Here is a 16,331-nt window from a genome sequence, read left to right as displayed (position 1 = left end):
AGGGTAGCCAGCGGTTTGCCTTGGCAAGGCAGCGCAGGAACCTTATGTTAAGGAACAAGAGTGCGGTCCGGCAAAAGCCAGGCTGCGGCAGGTTCCGGGGAGTTCGATGAACCCTAATTTTCGAAATTTTGCCCTCTGGGCAATCATAGCGCTTCTCCTGATAGCGCTATTCAGTATGTTCCAGCAGCCGACCGAGCGCACGGGTTCGCGTGAAATTCCCTTCTCGCAGTTCCTGAAGGACGTCGATGCCAACCGCGTCAAGGAAGTGGTGATCACCGGTTCCAAGGTGATCGGCAGCTACACCGAGAGCGGCTCGACCTTCCAGACCTATGCGCCTGCGGTAGATACCGCGCTCACCGAGCGGCTGGAAGCGAAGGACGTGACGGTGACGGTGCGTCCGGAAGCCGACGGCTCCTCCGGCTTCCTGAGCTATATCGGCACGCTGCTGCCGATGCTTTTGATCCTCGGCGTCTGGCTGTTCTTCATGCGCCAGATGCAAGGCGGCTCGCGCGGCGCCATGGGGTTCGGCAAGTCGAAGGCCAAGCTTTTGACAGAGGCGCATGGCCGGGTGACCTTTGACGATGTCGCCGGCGTTGATGAAGCCAAGCAGGACCTCGAGGAAATCGTCGAATTCCTGCGTGACCCGCAAAAGTTCCAGCGGCTCGGCGGCCGTATCCCGCGCGGCGTGCTGCTCGTCGGTCCGCCCGGAACCGGCAAGACGCTGCTTGCCCGCTCTGTCGCTGGTGAGGCGAATGTTCCCTTCTTCACCATCTCCGGTTCGGATTTCGTCGAGATGTTCGTCGGCGTCGGTGCGTCGCGCGTCCGCGACATGTTCGAGCAGGCGAAGAAGAACGCCCCCTGCATCATCTTCATCGACGAGATCGACGCGGTTGGTCGTCACCGCGGCGCAGGTCTCGGCGGCGGCAACGACGAGCGTGAGCAGACGCTGAACCAGTTGCTGGTCGAAATGGATGGCTTCGAGGCGAATGAGGGGATCATCCTGATCGCCGCGACCAACCGTCCAGACGTGCTCGACCCCGCGCTCCTGCGCCCAGGCCGGTTCGACCGGCAGGTCGTCGTGCCGAACCCGGACATCAACGGCCGCGAGCGTATCCTCAAGGTGCATGTCCGCAACGTGCCGCTCGCACCGAATGTCGATCTCAAGGTGCTTGCCCGCGGCACGCCCGGCTTCTCCGGCGCCGATCTCATGAACCTCGTCAACGAGGCGGCGCTGATGGCGGCGCGGCGAAACAAGCGTCTCGTCACCATGCAGGAGTTCGAGGACGCCAAGGACAAGATCATGATGGGTGCGGAGCGCCGCTCCTCCGCCATGACCGAGGCCGAGAAGAAGCTGACCGCCTATCACGAGGCCGGCCACGCGATCGTCGCGCTCAACGTCCCCTCGGCGGATCCGCTGCACAAGGCGACGATCATCCCGCGGGGCCGCGCACTCGGCATGGTGATGCAATTGCCCGAGGGCGACCGCTACTCGATGAGCTACACGTGGATGATCTCGCGGCTTGCCATCATGATGGGCGGACGCGTCGCCGAGGAGCTGACCTTCGGCAAGGAGAATATCACCTCCGGCGCCTCGTCCGATATCGAGCAGGCGACCAAGCTCGCCCGCGCGATGGTCACGCAATGGGGCTTCTCCGACCAGCTCGGCCAGGTCTCCTATGGCGAGAACCAGCAGGAGGTCTTCCTCGGCCATTCCGTGGCGCAACAGAAGAATGTCTCCGAAGCGACCGCGCAGAAGATTGACAACGAGATTCGCCGTCTGATCGATGACGCTTATGAAGAGGCGCGTCGTATCCTGACGGAAAAGAACCACGAGTTCGTTGCACTCGCGGAAGGGCTGCTCGAATACGAAACATTGACCGGCGACGAGATCAAAGCCCTGATCCGTGGCGAGAAGCCGGCCCGCGATCTCGGCGACGACACGCCGCCACATCGCGGATCGGCGGTGCCTTCGGCCGGCACGAAAAAGGAAGTCGGCACCAAGGGCGAGGAGCCCGAAGGCGGCTTCGAGCCGCAACCGCAATAGAAGCTTCATCTGGACCGCCGTCATAGGCCGCTGCTCCGGAAGGGGCGGCGGCCTTTTCTATAGATCGGGGCCCAAGTCCGCTGCACGGCTATCGGCACCAATGCAGTACGCCGCCGTGCGCCTTTCAGACGCGCACGCTACTGCATGTCTCCTTTAGTCGACCTCGATTAAAGGACAAAGACATGCAGTAAATTCAAAGTGCTACAGCGACCTTTGCGCGTCTTATAAGACGCGCGGCGCTGTAGAAGTCGAGCTCGATTTACGGAGACATGCGGTAGGTAACGCGCTGTAATGATTTCTGATGATAGGTTTGCTGCCGTTCATCGCGCTTTTGTGGCAAAGATGGCACAACAGCGGCCGCACGTCTTGTCAGACGCGCAAAGGAGACACGCAGTGGCGAGTTCGCGGAAGATGAAAACCGTCCGTGGAACAGGCAAGAACACACGGACGGTAGATGGGGGTCCGGCGAAGCGGGACAATGGAGTACAGATGAAGCGCAAATATTTCGGCACCGACGGCATTCGCGGGCAATCCAATATCTTTCCGATGACGGCGGATCTCGCGATGCGAGTCGGTGTTGCCGTCGGCACCATCTTTCGCAATGGCGCCCACCGCCATCGCGTGGTGATCGGCAAGGATACCCGCCTTTCGGGCTACATGCTTGAAAACGCGATGGTCGCCGGATTCACGGCAGCCGGTCTCGATGTCTTCCTGCTCGGGCCGATCCCGACGCCCGGGGTGGCGATGCTGACGCGGTCCCTGCGCGCCGATATCGGCGTGATGATCTCCGCCTCGCACAATCCCTTCCGCGATAACGGCATTAAGCTCTTCGGGCCCGACGGCTACAAGCTTTCCGACGAGATCGAGGAAAAGATCGAGGAACTGCTCGATCAGGACATGACCGCTCAACTGGCGAAGCCCGAGGACATCGGCCGCGCAAAGCGTGTCGACGGCGACATTTACCGCTACATCGAACAGGCGAAGCGGACGCTGCCGCGCGATGTCACGCTGCAAGGCTTGCGGATCGCCATAGACTGCGCCAATGGCGCCGCCTACAAGGTCGCGCCATCTGCGCTTTGGGAACTCGGCGCCGAGGTGGTGACGATCGGAACGGAGCCGAACGGCGTCAATATCAATCTCGAATGCGGCTCGACCCATCCGACAGCCCTGCAGAAGAAGGTGCACGAAGTCCGCGCGGATATCGGCATTGCGCTGGATGGCGATGCCGACCGGGTGGTGATCGTCGACGAGACCGGAACGGTTATCGACGGCGACCAGTTGATGGCGGTGATCGCCGACAGTTGGGCCACAGACGGCATGCTGCAGGGTGGCGGCATCGCTGCGACCGTCATGTCGAATCTTGGCCTCGAGCGGTATTTGAAGTCGCGCGGGTTGAAGCTCCATCGCACCAAGGTCGGCGACCGCTATGTCGTCGAGCAGATGCGCCAGGACGGGCTGAATGTCGGCGGAGAGCAGTCCGGACATATCGTGCTCTCCGATTTCGGCACGACCGGTGACGGGCTGGTGGCCGCGCTGCAGGTGCTAGCGGTTGTCAAGCGGCAGGGTAAGTCCGTGAGCGAGGTTTGCCAGCGTTTCGAACCGGTGCCTCAGGTGCTGAAGAACGTACGTATCTCGGCAGGCAAGCCGCTGGAGGACGAGACGGTGCGCCAGGCAATCGCCGACGCTGAAGCGGAGCTCGCGAAGAGCGGCCGTCTCCTGATCCGCCCCTCCGGCACCGAGCCGCTGATCCGCGTGATGGCCGAAGGCGACGATCGCGGGAAGGTCGAGCGGATTGTCGACGAACTGGTCAATGTTATCGGCAGCGTTCGCAGCGCCGCTTGACCTGCGGCTCTCTCGTGCGGCTTCCGCACCTCTACTTCTAATGGATTCCTTGGGCGGTGCCAGGCAATGGACCGCTCGATTTCCATTTCGCCTCACGAAAATTCCAGGAGCGGGCGTGCGGCGTCCGCGCTAAATGCCTGAACTGTAGGATTTTACGTCACAGGCAGGGCGTTCCACGGAATCTATATCCAAGGGCCGGCATCGATTGCAGGTCCCTTCTTGTCGCATGGAAAGCTTGGTGCCTAGCATCGGTATTTGTTAAAAAACACAGTAAATTTCTATGCTTAATCTGAAATTAACTGGTGCATGCGAATTCTATGCAACCGAAGTTGCATGACCGCTCCGGCGAGACGCCGTGGGCCTAGAATTCTCGCGGAGCATGTTATGAACAAGTCCTTGATTGCGATCATCGCCGCATTGTTGAGCGGCACACCCGCAGTGGCGGCCGATCTCTATATCGAGGATCCCGGCGACCCGCCGGTGGTGCTGTCCGGCGGATGGTATCTGCGCGGCCATCTCGGCATGAGCAATCAGCGGCTCGGTCACCTCGAGAACGGCGCGTTCGACGACGTCGCCGTGCACCAATTCCTCGATAGCGGCAGCTTCGACAGCGCGCCGCTGGGGGGGCTGGGTATCGGCTATCAGTTCAACGATTGGCTGCGCCTCGACGGCATTGTCGAATACCGCGGCAAGGCCGACTTCGCTGCCCTCGACCGGTATGATGAGGATGGCGACGGCGTATGGGACGGCACCAACGACTATGACGGCGCCAAGTCCGAATGGCTGCTGATGGCGAACGTCTATGTGGACATTGGCGACTGGAATGGCATCAAGCCCTATGTCGGCGCCGGCATCGGTGCGTCGCGCAACACAATTTCGAATTTCCGCGATATCAACGTACCGAACCTGGGCGTTGCCTCCGCGAGCAGCGATCCGACCTGGAACTTTGCCTGGGCGCTGCATGCCGGGGTCGCCTATCAGGCGACCGATCGCTTGGCCGTCGATTTCGGCTACAGCTATGTGGATCTCGGCAATGCGCGAACCAGCACCATCCGCAGCTATGACGGGAACTTCTCGTCGCCCCCGATGCACTTCGAGGACATCACCTCGCACGATTTCAAGCTCGGCATGCGCTACTCGCTGCAATAGAGCATTTTGCAGTCAGGCGGAATCGCCTGACGTCGCACAAATGCGGCAGAAAACAAACAGATAGAGCAGCGCAGACGCTTCAAAGTCGCCGCACTTCCGAAGGGTCGCAGACGCGGCCCTTTTTGCTAAATGCCGCAGTTAATAAACATGGTTAACTCACGGTTAACTTGTCCCGTCCAATAGTTAACGCCAACGGTCATGCCGGCATATCCGCTGGCGTTCGACGATGGGTGAAGAGGCGGGACTATGGATTGGCGGAACGGGATTTGCGGCATCGCTCTGGGTGCCGGCCTGCTGCTTTCCGGCACGGCAGAAGCTGCCGACGAGGACCTGCTCGACGCGCCGGAGATCACTATCTCGCCCGAAGGAAACGATGGCGACCGCCTCTACCTGCGCGGCGACATTGGCTATGCGCCGTGGAGCGGGGAGGGTGATCCCTACTACCGAACCTTCGATGGAGCCGGTTACGAGACGGTTCCCTTTGACAACACCCGCTTCGGCAGGCCGGTGTCAGGCACGATCGGCCTCGGTTATCAGTTTACGGACATCTTCCGCGCCGATGTCACGGCTGAATATTTCGAGGGCCGTTTCGATGGCGCCTCGCTTAGGGCCACGCCTTGTGCCGGGGAGGGGGCCGGAACCTCCTGCGCCCTTTCCCACAGAGCCAATTTTTCGGCACTCGGGCTGATGGCGAATGGCTATGTCGATCTCGCAACGCTTGCGGGGTTCACGCCCTATGTCGGTGCAGGCCTGGGCGCGACCCATCTCGACTGGAAGACGGCGCACGAAAGCTCGACCTGTATCGCGGGCCTAGGCATGTGCGCCGGTTCGGAGGGCGGAGCCTCTTATCAAGGGCGCGACGGCTGGCGTTTCGCCTATGCGCTGATGGCTGGCGTCTCCTATGACGTCACCGATCGCCTGAAATTGGATCTGGGCTACCGCTTCTCGTACATTGCCGGCGGCGACATGTTCGACTTTGGGGAAGAAGGCTTTGCCGGTGCAAGCGGCGCCAAGGGCCATGACGATGGCCTTGCGCGGCACGAATTCCGCGTCGGGCTGCGTCTCGCATTCTGGTGAGTCGCGGATCGACCGCCTCGTGCAGCGATTTTCTCGAAGCGCCATAAATTTTATCAAACGCGACGCAAGCCGCTTGACTTCCTCTCTGTCCCGCAATATTCCCGACGGCGGGACACCCCTCCCCAACGAGGGGCTTCTATCTGAGAGGATAGCATATGACGAAGCCTGCCAAGCCGGCCGCGCGCCCGGCGAATACCCATTTTTCTTCTGGTCCTTGCGCCAAGCGCCCCGGCTGGACGCTTGAAGCCCTTTCCGATGCCGCGCTCGGTCGTTCGCACCGGGCCAAGATCGGCAAGGCGAAGCTCAAGCAAGCCATCGACCTTACCCGTGAAATTCTCGAAGTGCCGGCCGATTACCGCATCGGCATCGTGCCCGCTTCCGATACCGGCGCCGTCGAAATGGCGCTCTGGTCGCTGCTCGGCGCCCGCGGCGTCGACATGCTCGCCTGGGAAAGCTTCGGCGCAGGCTGGGTCACCGACGTGGTCAAGCAACTAAAGCTTGCCGATGTTCGGCGCTTCGAAGCCGACTATGGCGAACTGCCTGATCTCTCCAAGGTCGACTTCGACCGCGACGTCGTCTTCACCTGGAACGGAACCACTTCGGGCGTTCGCGTCCCGAATGCTGATTTCATTCCGGCGGATCGCAAGGGGCTGACGATCTGCGACGCGACCTCCGCCGCCTTCGCCCAGGCGCTCGATTTCTCCAAGCTCGACGTCGTAACCTTCTCCTGGCAGAAGGTACTGGGCGGTGAGGGTGCGCACGGCATCCTGATCCTGAGCCCGCGTGCGGTGGAGCGGCTGGAGAGCTACGTCCCCGCCTGGCCGCTGCCGAAGATCTTCCGCATGACAAAGGGCGGCAAGCTGATCGAAGGCATCTTCACCGGCGAGACGATCAATACGCCGTCGATGCTCTGCGTCGAGGACTATATCGATGCGCTCCTCTGGGCGAAGTCGCTCGGCGGTCTCAAGGCGCTGATCGAGCGTGCCGATGCCAATGCCGAGGTCATTCACCGCTTCGTCGCGGAGAACGACTGGATCGCCAACCTCGCGGCCAGGCCGGAAACGCGCTCCAACACCTCCGTCTGCCTGAAGATCGTGGACGAGGATGTGGCGGTGCTTGAAACGGATGCGCAGGCAGCCTTCGCCAAGGGCGTGGTCGCGCTCCTCGACAGGGAGGGCGTCGCCTTCGACATCGGCCATTACCGCGATGCGCCCCCCGGCCTTCGCATCTGGGCCGGCGCGACGATCGAGACCGCCGATCTGGAGGCCCTGATGCCGTGGTTGACCTGGGCCTTCGAGACCCAGAAGGCGACCCTTTCGCAGGCGGCCGCCTGATCCGATGCGCATGCTTCGCTCTCAAGGCGGGCGAAGCACCCCTTTCCATCAGACCAGATTCTTGAAGGAGGCCCTCATGGCACCTCGCGTTCTCGTATCCGACGAACTGTCGGAAACCGCCGTCCAGATCTTCCGCGACCGCGGCGTCGAAGTGGACTTCGAGCCGAAGCTCGGCAAGGATAAGGAGCGGCTTGCCGAAGTGATCGGCAAATATGACGGCCTTGCCATCCGCTCCGCCACCAAGGTGACCGAAAAGCTCATCGCCGCCGCCACCAACTTGAAGGTTGTCGGCCGCGCCGGCATCGGCGTCGACAATGTGGACATTCCCGCCGCTTCGCGCCGCGGCATCATCGTCATGAACACCCCCTTCGGCAATTCCATCACCACGGCCGAACACGCGGTTGCGCTGATGTTTGCGGTCGCCCGCCAGCTTCCCGCCGCCGATACGTCGACGCAGTCCGGCAAGTGGGAAAAGTCGAAGTTTATGGGTGTCGAGATTACCGGTAAGGTCCTCGGCGTGATCGGCGCCGGCAATATCGGCTCGATCGTCTGCGCCCGCGCCATAGGCTTGAAGATGCACGTCGTCGCCTATGATCCGTTCCTGTCGAAGGAGCGGGCCGAGGAAATGGGCGTCGTCAAGGTCGAGCTCGACGAACTGCTCGCGCAGGCGGACTTCATCACCCTGCACGTTCCGCTCACCGACAAGACGCGCAACATCCTGAGCGCCGAAGCGATCGCCAAGACGAAGCCCGGCGTGCGAATCATCAACTGCGCCCGCGGCGGCCTCGTCGACGAGAAGGCGCTTGCCGAGGCGCTGAAGTCGGGTCATGTCGCCGGCGCCGGCTTCGACGTCTTCGAAGTGGAACCCGCCACCGAAAGCCCGCTCTTCGGCCTGCCCAATGTCGTTTGTACCCCGCATCTCGGCGCCTCCACGTCGGAAGCGCAGGAGAATGTGGCATTGCAGGTCGCAGAGCAGATGTCCGACTATCTCGTCAAGGGCGCCGTCTCCAACGCCATCAACATGCCGTCGATCACGGCGGAGGAGGCGCCGATCCTCAAGCCCTTCATCCGCCTCGCGGATGTGCTTGGCGCCTTTGTCGGACAGGTGACCGAGAGCGCCATCAAGGAGATCGAGATTCTCTATGACGGCTCGACAGCGGCGATGAACACCAAGGCACTGACAAGCGCCGTCCTGGCTGGTCTCATCCGGCCCCAGGTGGCTGACGTCAACATGGTTTCGGCGCCGATCATGGTCAAGGAAAAGGGCATCATCCTTTCCGAGGTGAAGCGCGACAAGACGGGCGTCTTCGATGGTTACATCAAGCTGACGGTGACGACGGCGAACCAGACGCGCTCGGTTGCGGGAACGGTGTTCTCCGACGGCAAGCCGCGCTTCATCCAGATCAAGGGCATCAACCTCGACGCGGACGTCGGCAACCACATGGTCTACATCACCAATACCGACGTTCCCGGTATGATCGGCTTTATCGGCACGACGCTCGGCGATGCCGGCGTCAACATTGCCAACTTCCAACTCGGCCGTGAGAAGCAGGCCGGCGATGCGATCGCGCTACTCTATGTCGACGGGCCGGTTTCCGAGACTGTGCTCGACAGGCTGCGCGCCAATTCGGCAATCCGCCAGGCCAAGCCGCTGGTCTTCAACGTCGACTGAGCGGCACTTCGCTCTCCAGGCGCTTGCAAGCCTTCGCCCCTCCCAGCCCTCCGCTTTTTTGGACGGGTTGGGAGCGGCGGTGGATCCCGTCAATGCGCCTGCTTCGGCCGGCCGCGTTCGGCAACGGCGATGCCGCCGAGCACAAGCAGCATCGCCGCCAGATGAAACAGGTGAAAGGTCTCGCCGACGAGCAGGATGGAGAGCAGGGTGCCGAAGACCGGGATGGCGTTGATGAACAGCCCGGCGCGATTGGGGCCGATCATCTCGACGCCGCGGACATATAGGACCTGTGACATCAGCGACGGGAAGATCGCGGCGTAGAACACGATCGCCCAGCCGGTCGCATCCGGAAAGATTACCTCGCCGCTTCCCGCTTCCCAAACGAGCAGCGGAATGGAACTGATAAGCGCTCCGAAGGCGGGGACGGCGATGAAGCTCTGCCAGTGAATGGCCGGTTTCCAGCGCAGCGTGACCGTGTAGATCGCATAGACGATGCAGGCGAGAAACATCAGCCCATCGCCGAAATTGAATTGCAGCTTCAAAAGGCTTGCGAAATCGCCATGCGCCGCCGTGGTGAGCACGCCTATCAGCGTCACGGTGAAGCCGATGGCCTGGGCAATCGATGCGCGAGTGCGGAAGAGCGCGAAGTTGAACAGGAAGATCAGCATCGGGATGCCGGCCTGCAGGATGACGGCGTTGATGGCGGTCGTGTATTTCACGGCCGAATAGAGAAAGGAGTTAAACAGCGTGAAGCCGACGGCGCCATAGGCGAGCAGTTGCAGCCGATGCTGGCGGATCTTTTCCCAGTCCCGGCGAATCTGCGGCGTCATCAGCGCCAGGATGATGGCGAGTGCCACGGACCAACGCAACGTCGTCAGCATCATCGGGCTGATATGGCCGACGGCGAGCTTTCCCGCCACCGAATTGCCGCCCCAGAAAAGCGAAGTGATGCCGAGATAGAAATAGGCTCTGGAGTTCAAGAGACTGGTTCCGTGTGGGAAGGGGACGCAGGGAATTGCCGGCGGCGGAGAGCGTTTGCAGGTATAGGCGGTAAGGCCGCCGCTTGTCATGCAAAAAGCCTTCCCGCAGGGCATAACGGGGTCGCTTTCCGCAAGACAACACAGTATAGATGCGCGGGTTTGAGAACAGCGCAACGTCTTGATGCGCGCGTGAACAGGAAGAAGATTATGACGAATGTCGTGGTGGTCGGATCCCAATGGGGCGACGAAGGCAAGGGCAAGATCGTGGACTGGCTCTCGGAGCGTGCCGATATCGTCGTGCGCTTTCAGGGCGGCCACAATGCCGGCCACACGCTCGTCATCGACGGCATCAGCTACAAGTTGTCACTGCTGCCCTCGGGCGTCGTCAGGCCCGGCAAACTTGCGGTCATCGGCAATGGCGTGGTCATCGACCCGCATGCCTTGATCGCGGAGATCGACAAGCTCGCGGCCCAGGGCGTCAAGATCACGCCCGAGAACCTGCGCATCGCCGACAATGCGACGCTCATATTGTCGCTTCACCGCGAACTCGATGGTATCCGTGAGGATGCAGCATCGAACAGCGGCACCAAGATCGGCACGACGCGCCGCGGTATCGGCCCGGCCTATGAGGATAAGGTCGGCCGCCGCGCCATCCGCGTCATGGACCTGGCGGACCTCGACACGCTGCCGGCCAAGGTCGACCGGCTGCTGACGCACCACAATGCGCTGCGCCGGGGGCTCGGCGAGCCGGAGGTCAGCCATCAGGCCATCATGGACGAGTTGTCTGCCGTCGCCGAGCGGGTACTGCCCTTCATGGACACGGTCTGGCTGCTGCTCGACCGGCAGCGCCGCAAGGGCGCGCGCATCCTCTTCGAGGGTGCACAGGGCACCCTGCTCGATATCGATCACGGCACCTATCCCTTCGTCACCTCATCGAACACCGTTGCCGGTCAGGCGGCCGCCGGCTCCGGCATGGGACCCGGCTCACTCGGCTACATACTCGGCATCACCAAGGCCTATACGACGCGCGTCGGCGAAGGACCGTTCCCGACGGAGCTCAATGACGAGATCGGCCAGTTCCTCGGGGAGCGCGGCCATGAATTCGGCACCGTCACCGGGCGCAAGCGCCGCTGCGGCTGGTTCGACGCCGCGCTGGTGCGCCAGTCGGTCGCCGCGAACGGCATCACCGGCATCGCACTCACCAAGCTCGACGTGCTCGACGGTCTGGACGAGTTGAAGATTTGCGTCGGCTACACGCTTGATGGACAGGAGATCGACCATCTTCCCGCAAGCCAGGCGCAGCAAGCCGCGGTCAAGCCCCTCTATATTTCGCTCGAAGGTTGGAAGGAATCGACGGTCGGCGCCCGAAAATGGGCCGATCTACCTGCTCAGGCGATCAAGTATGTTCGCCAGGTGGAAGAACTGATCGGCGCGCCGGTCGCCCTTCTTTCCACAAGCCCGGAGCGCGACGACACAATACTTGTGACGGATCCTTTTGAGGACTAGTGTCGCGCAATGCGGCGGCATGGTAATTGCCGCCGCGTGACTGAGAATTGAGAAAGTTTCTGATGGCGGATTTTGTTGCAGTTATTCGCAGGACCGTTGACGGCCTGTCGGAAAACACCCCCGAAATGCGAGCCCGGGTTTACGAGAAGGCGCGCGGTGCCGTGCGCCGCCAACTCGAAAACATGAACCCGCGCCCATCGGACGACATGATCAGCCGCCAGCTCAACAAGCTGGAAACGGCGATCGCCGAGGTGGACAGCGAATACGCCGAGGCATTGCCGGCGATCGAAGAGCCGGAGGCGATCGAGCCGGCTGAGCAGGCGCCGCTGGTGGCTGCATCGGAGCCGGACACGGTCCCGCCACCGCCCGCGGAGCCGGAACAGACGATGCCCGCGGAGCCGGAACAGACGCCGCCCGAGCCACAGCAGGAGGTTGCTACGCCAGCCGCTGCCGGCGCCGAAGCGCCGTCGCCCGCTTTTGAAGAAGTGCCCCACGTCACGGCTGAAGTGGCGCCCGAATCGGAGCCGGAGGCTCCGGCGCAGCAAGAGCGCCAGACGGAAGCGGAAACCGAAGCCGCGCGCGCGCCCGTCCAACGCTATGAGCAGCCACCGGCCGTAGAAGAAGAGCCGGACTTGACGCCGGCGACGCTCCCATGGAGCGCCTCGGCCGAGGAGCAGGCGATCGAGGGAGGCCCTATCGAAGATGCCTCGGCCGTCGACGAGATCGCCGAACAGCAGGCGGAGGATCGCCCGCACGCCGAATTCCTCCACGAGGAGGGCGGCCAAGCGGAGCTGGCTCCTGTCGAGCCGACCGTTGCGGACGAGGAGCCGCTCGCAGCCTCGCCGAAAAGCGCAGCGCCGTCCGAATGGGCCCTGCCGGAATGGGACGATTCCCCCACCCTCCCGAGGGAGGCGCAGCCGGCGCCCGAGCCCTCTGTGGGCCCCGAGATTGGCGAGCCGGAACGGCTGGGCCTGCACCCCGTTGAGCCAGATGGGGGCGAGCCAAGTCACGCGCCAGAGCCCGGTCCTGTCTCCGAGAAGGAGGCTGCATCATCCTGGTCCTTCGACGACAGGGATCCTTTTGGGGCGCCAACGAAGAAGACGGAAGGAGTGGCCGAACCGGAAATACCCGAGTGGTCCTGGCCGGTGGAAAAGGCGGCCACGGCCGCAGGCGAAGAAGAGCGTGCCGGGAGTGCCTGGGACCATATCGATGACCTGCTCGGCTTCCAGGACGGCGATCGGGCGCAGAATGGCGCGAGCTCGGCCGCCAAGGAGGAAGGTACCGGCGTCCCCCCGACCGCGGAGCCGGGACCGCCCGTCTCCTATCGGGCCACGCCCAAGACGTCCCGCTTCCGCATCAAAGGCCTGGCAATCGCCGCCGTCGTTCTGCTTCTCCTCGGTGGTGGCGGCTATGCGTATTGGATCAATAGGGAAGTCGGCAACGCCTGGCTTTCGGACATGATCGCGAAGATCATGCCATCGGATGCCGAATCGCCGGCCCCGGCTGCCGATGGGAAGTCGCCGGCCAGCCAGCCGGACGGCGAGACCGGCGCAGAAGACGGCGCGGTTTCGCCCGAGCCTGGTTCGACCAAATACACGCAGCGACTGCTCGCGGACGGGACCGAGAGGGACGAGGGGCCAGCCGGCACAAGCGGCACGGATATCTCCCAGGAAGGCAAGTCGGTGGCGGCGCAGACCGAGGTCGGGCAGCAACCGAAGAACGATGGCGCCTCCGGACAGTCAGCCGCGGCCACGCCGGCGGAGAACGGCGATCAGACGGCCATGCCCGAGGTTTCCATTGCGGATGGCGAGAAGATGTTCCTTTACGAGGAGCGGCTCGGGCAGTCGTCGCCCACGGCCATCCCCGGTGCCGTCTCCTGGTCCATCAAGGAGGAATCGCCGGGCGGCGACGCCAAGCCGGAGGCGGCAATCCAGGCGCAGATCGTCGTGCCGGATCGCGGCTTGACGGCGCTGATGACGATCAAGCGCAACGCCGATCCCTCGTTGCCTGCGAGCCACGTGATCGAGTTCGTGTTCTCGTTGCCGTCGAATTTCGAGGGCGGCAGCATCGACGGAGTCCAGCGCGTCTCGATGAAGCGCACGGAACAGGACCGCGGCGATCCGCTAATCGCCGTTCCGGCGAAGATTACCGACGATTTCCACATGATAGCGCTCAACGACTTCGCGGAAGCCACCAAGGTCAACACCGAACTACTGCGCAGCCGCAGCTGGATGGACATTCCCATAACCTATCGGAACGGGCGCCGGGCGCTACTGACGCTTGAGAAGGGCGCCACCGGCACCGACGTCTTCAACGAGGCCCTGCAGGCCTGGAGCGCTCTCGGCAGTGCCGCTGCCAGCGGCCAATAGCGGAAAGAGCCGCGACGGCGAAAAGCGAACCCGGCAAGATCGTCATCCTGCCGGGGTTTTGTAGCGCCGCGCGTCTTTTTTAGACGCGCAAAGATCGCTGTGACTCAGCTCATCGAGGTTGAGTGCCCATCGAGCATTCCGGAAAATTGGTTCCGATCTTCGGGGCTATATGCAGGATTCGCTGTGTGGCTTGTTTACGCGCCCTCGACGACGCGGAGCGCATTGGCGCGGTCCAGCGCGGCCTTGCGGACGGCATCCTGCACCTTCTCGAAGGCGCGGACTTCGATCTGGCGGACGCGTTCGCGGCTGATGTCAAACTCGCTCGAAAGATCTTCCAGCGTCACCGGGTCTTCGGTAAGCCGACGGGCTTGGAAGATGCGGCGCTCACGGTCGTTCAAGACCTTCAGGGCGTCGGCGAGCAAAGCGCGGCGGCTGTCGAGCTCATCCTGTTCGATCAGGATTTCTTCCTGATTGTCGTGTTCGTCGACGAGCCAGTCCTGCCACTGGCCGGAGTCGCCTTCGCTCGCCTTGATCGGCGCGTTCAGCGACGCGTCGCCGGACAGACGGCGGTTCATCGAAACGACTTCGTCCTCGCTCACTTTGAGCGTCGTGGCGATTTCCTTCACCTGTTCCGGCTTGAGATCGCCCTCGTCGAGAGCCTGAATCCGGCCCTTCAGCCGGCGCAGATTGAAGAACAGCCGCTTCTGGTTGGCGGTGGTGCCCATTTTGACGAGCGACCAGGAGCGCAGGATGTATTCCTGGATGGCCGCCTTGATCCACCACATCGCATAGGTTGCAAGGCGGAAGCCACGGTCGGGCTCGAACTTTTTGACCGCCTGCATCAGGCCGACATTGCCTTCGGATATAACTTCGCCGATCGGCAGCCCATAGCCGCGATAGCCCATCGCGATCTTGGCGACCAGGCGCAAATGGCTCGTCACGAGCTTGTGCGCGGCACCGCGGTCCTCATGCTCCTGGTACCGCTTGGCGAGCATGTACTCTTCCTGCGGCTCCAGCATCGGAAATTTGCGGATTTCATCGAGATATCGATTTAGACCGCCCTCTCCGGCGGCAATGGTCGGCAAAGTATTGCGGGCCATGAAGCACCCCCTCTTTGTAGCCTCCGGCCTCCAGGACGGCAAGCCGGCGTGGGTCTTCGTCCAGACCCCACAGGCTAGAAGATAAGTGCGGCAAAAGCATGATTCAAGGAGTCCGGTTTCACGCTGTCGTGAGACCGGGAGAAGAGATATGGCGATGCGAGACCATCATAAGATCGGAACTATTCGCAGCGATTTCAAGGGTGATCAGCTCGCGGTCCGCAGCGCGGCGATCAGTCCCTCCATGTCCGCCGGCATCGGTGCTTCGAAATGCATTGTCTCGCCGCTCGAGGGATGTTCGAACTGCAGCATGAAGGCGTGAAGCGCTTGTCGAGGGAAGCGATTGACCACGCTTTTCGCCGGCTCGGGCAAAAGGTTGGCCTTCGTCCGGAAGGCGGCGCCGTAATCGGGATCGCCGATCAGCGGATGCCCGATATGGGCCATATGCACACGGATCTGATGGGTTCGGCCGGTTTCCAGATGGCATTCGACGGCCGAGGCGAGTGCTGTGCCGTCCGGCTTTTCGCAATAGCGCTCGACGACCTGGTAATGGGTGATCGCCTCGCGCGCGTCGTCGCTCTCCTCGCGCTTGACCGACCGCTTCGTCCGGTCTCCCGCCCGTCCGAGCGGGGCGTCGACCATGCCTTTCAGCTGACGCGGCCGGCCCCAGACGATTGCCCGATAGGCTCGCTCGAGCGGTCCCGTGCGGCCATGATCGGCAAACTGGCCGGACAGATGGCGATGGGCGGCATCGTTCTTTGCTGCGACCATGACGCCGCTCGTGTCCTTGTCCAGCCGGTGGACGATTCCCGGTCGTCGGACGCCGCCGATGCCGGAGAGGCTCTCGCCGCAATGGTGAATGAGGGCGTTTACGAGCGTTCCTGTCCAGTTGCCGGCACCGGGATGCACCACGAGGCCGGCCGGCTTGACCAGCACGATCAGATCATCGTCCTCATAGACGACATCAAGCGGGATCGCCTCGCCCTTCGGTTCCGGATCTTCCGGTGCAGGCAGGACTATTTCGAACGCATCGCCCGGACACACCTTTTTCTTCGGCTCGAGAACGGGCGTGCCGTTCAGCGAAACGGCACCCTGTTCGATCAGTCCCTTGATGCGATTTCGCGAGAACTCGCCCGAAAGCGCCTCAGTCAGAAAGGCGTCGAGCCGTCCCGAGGCGCTCTCATTCGCCGTCAGGACTTTCCTATTGCCGGACGCTTGTTTAAAGGGATCGTTCATGCGTTCCAATTCCGATAGAAAGCCA

Annotated in this window: 11 protein-coding genes; 8 read left to right on the top strand and 3 right to left on the bottom strand. The window is 62.5% G+C overall.

Annotation, left to right across the window (positions count from 1 at the left end):
• Positions 1-106: 106 nt before the first annotated feature.
• The 6 genes from ftsH (at position 107) to serA (ending at position 9,118) form a co-directional block, all read left to right on the top strand.
• Positions 107-2,044, top strand: a complete 1,938-nt coding sequence (ftsH, locus tag AC4P1R_RS12660; protein ID WP_069459199.1) for an ATP-dependent zinc metalloprotease FtsH — start codon at positions 107-109, stop codon at positions 2,042-2,044.
• Between the two features lie 489 nt (positions 2,045-2,533).
• The gene (gene glmM / locus AC4P1R_RS12655) at positions 2,534-3,886 is read left to right on the top strand and encodes a phosphoglucosamine mutase (protein ID WP_069459200.1); all 1,353 of its coding nucleotides are present in this window, start codon (positions 2,534-2,536) and stop codon (positions 3,884-3,886) included.
• 384 nt (positions 3,887-4,270) lie between these two features.
• A complete protein-coding gene (locus AC4P1R_RS12650; RefSeq protein ID WP_069459201.1) occupies positions 4,271-5,035 on the top strand; it encodes an outer membrane protein in 765 nt (254 codons plus the stop codon).
• 246 nt (positions 5,036-5,281) lie between these two features.
• On the top strand, positions 5,282-6,112 hold the full coding sequence (locus tag AC4P1R_RS12645) for an outer membrane protein (RefSeq protein WP_492177051.1): 831 nt from the start codon (positions 5,282-5,284) through the stop codon (positions 6,110-6,112).
• A 155-nt stretch (positions 6,113-6,267) separates the two neighbouring features.
• Complete coding sequence (locus tag AC4P1R_RS12640; protein ID WP_069459202.1) at positions 6,268-7,446, top strand: phosphoserine transaminase; 1,179 nt, start codon at positions 6,268-6,270, stop codon at positions 7,444-7,446.
• 76 nt (positions 7,447-7,522) lie between these two features.
• Positions 7,523-9,118 carry a phosphoglycerate dehydrogenase gene (gene serA, locus AC4P1R_RS12635; RefSeq protein WP_069459203.1) on the top strand — a complete coding sequence of 532 codons (1,596 nt, stop codon included), beginning with the start codon at positions 7,523-7,525 and terminating at the stop codon, positions 9,116-9,118.
• 89 nt (positions 9,119-9,207) lie between these two features.
• Here serA and AC4P1R_RS12630 read toward each other — a convergent pair whose 3' ends face one another.
• Complete coding sequence (locus AC4P1R_RS12630; protein ID WP_492177050.1) at positions 9,208-10,098, bottom strand: DMT family transporter; 891 nt, start codon at positions 10,096-10,098, stop codon at positions 9,208-9,210.
• 207 nt (positions 10,099-10,305) lie between these two features.
• Between AC4P1R_RS12630 and AC4P1R_RS12625 the strand changes: the two genes are divergently transcribed.
• Positions 10,306-11,604 (top strand): adenylosuccinate synthase, encoded by a 1,299-nt coding sequence (locus AC4P1R_RS12625; RefSeq protein WP_069459205.1) that lies wholly within the window; start codon positions 10,306-10,308, stop codon positions 11,602-11,604.
• Positions 11,605-11,666: 62 nt separating this feature from the next.
• Positions 11,667-13,973: a hypothetical protein gene (locus AC4P1R_RS12620; protein WP_492177049.1), complete on the top strand. Its 2,307-nt coding sequence runs from the start codon at positions 11,667-11,669 to the stop codon at positions 13,971-13,973.
• Between the two features lie 194 nt (positions 13,974-14,167).
• Here AC4P1R_RS12620 and rpoH read toward each other — a convergent pair whose 3' ends face one another.
• Together rpoH and AC4P1R_RS12610 are read right to left on the bottom strand one after the other, a co-directional pair.
• The gene (gene rpoH / locus AC4P1R_RS12615) at positions 14,168-15,073 is read right to left on the bottom strand and encodes an RNA polymerase sigma factor RpoH (protein WP_069459207.1); all 906 of its coding nucleotides are present in this window, start codon (positions 15,071-15,073) and stop codon (positions 14,168-14,170) included.
• A 204-nt stretch (positions 15,074-15,277) separates the two neighbouring features.
• Positions 15,278-16,306, bottom strand: coding sequence for an RluA family pseudouridine synthase (locus AC4P1R_RS12610; protein ID WP_069459312.1), 1,029 nt, complete (start codon positions 16,304-16,306; stop codon positions 15,278-15,280).
• Between the last annotated feature and the right edge of the window lie 25 nt (positions 16,307-16,331).

It is taken from the genome of Sinorhizobium sp. Y406 (genome assembly GCF_058732025.1).
This window is presented reverse-complemented; position numbering and strand designations above follow the sequence as displayed.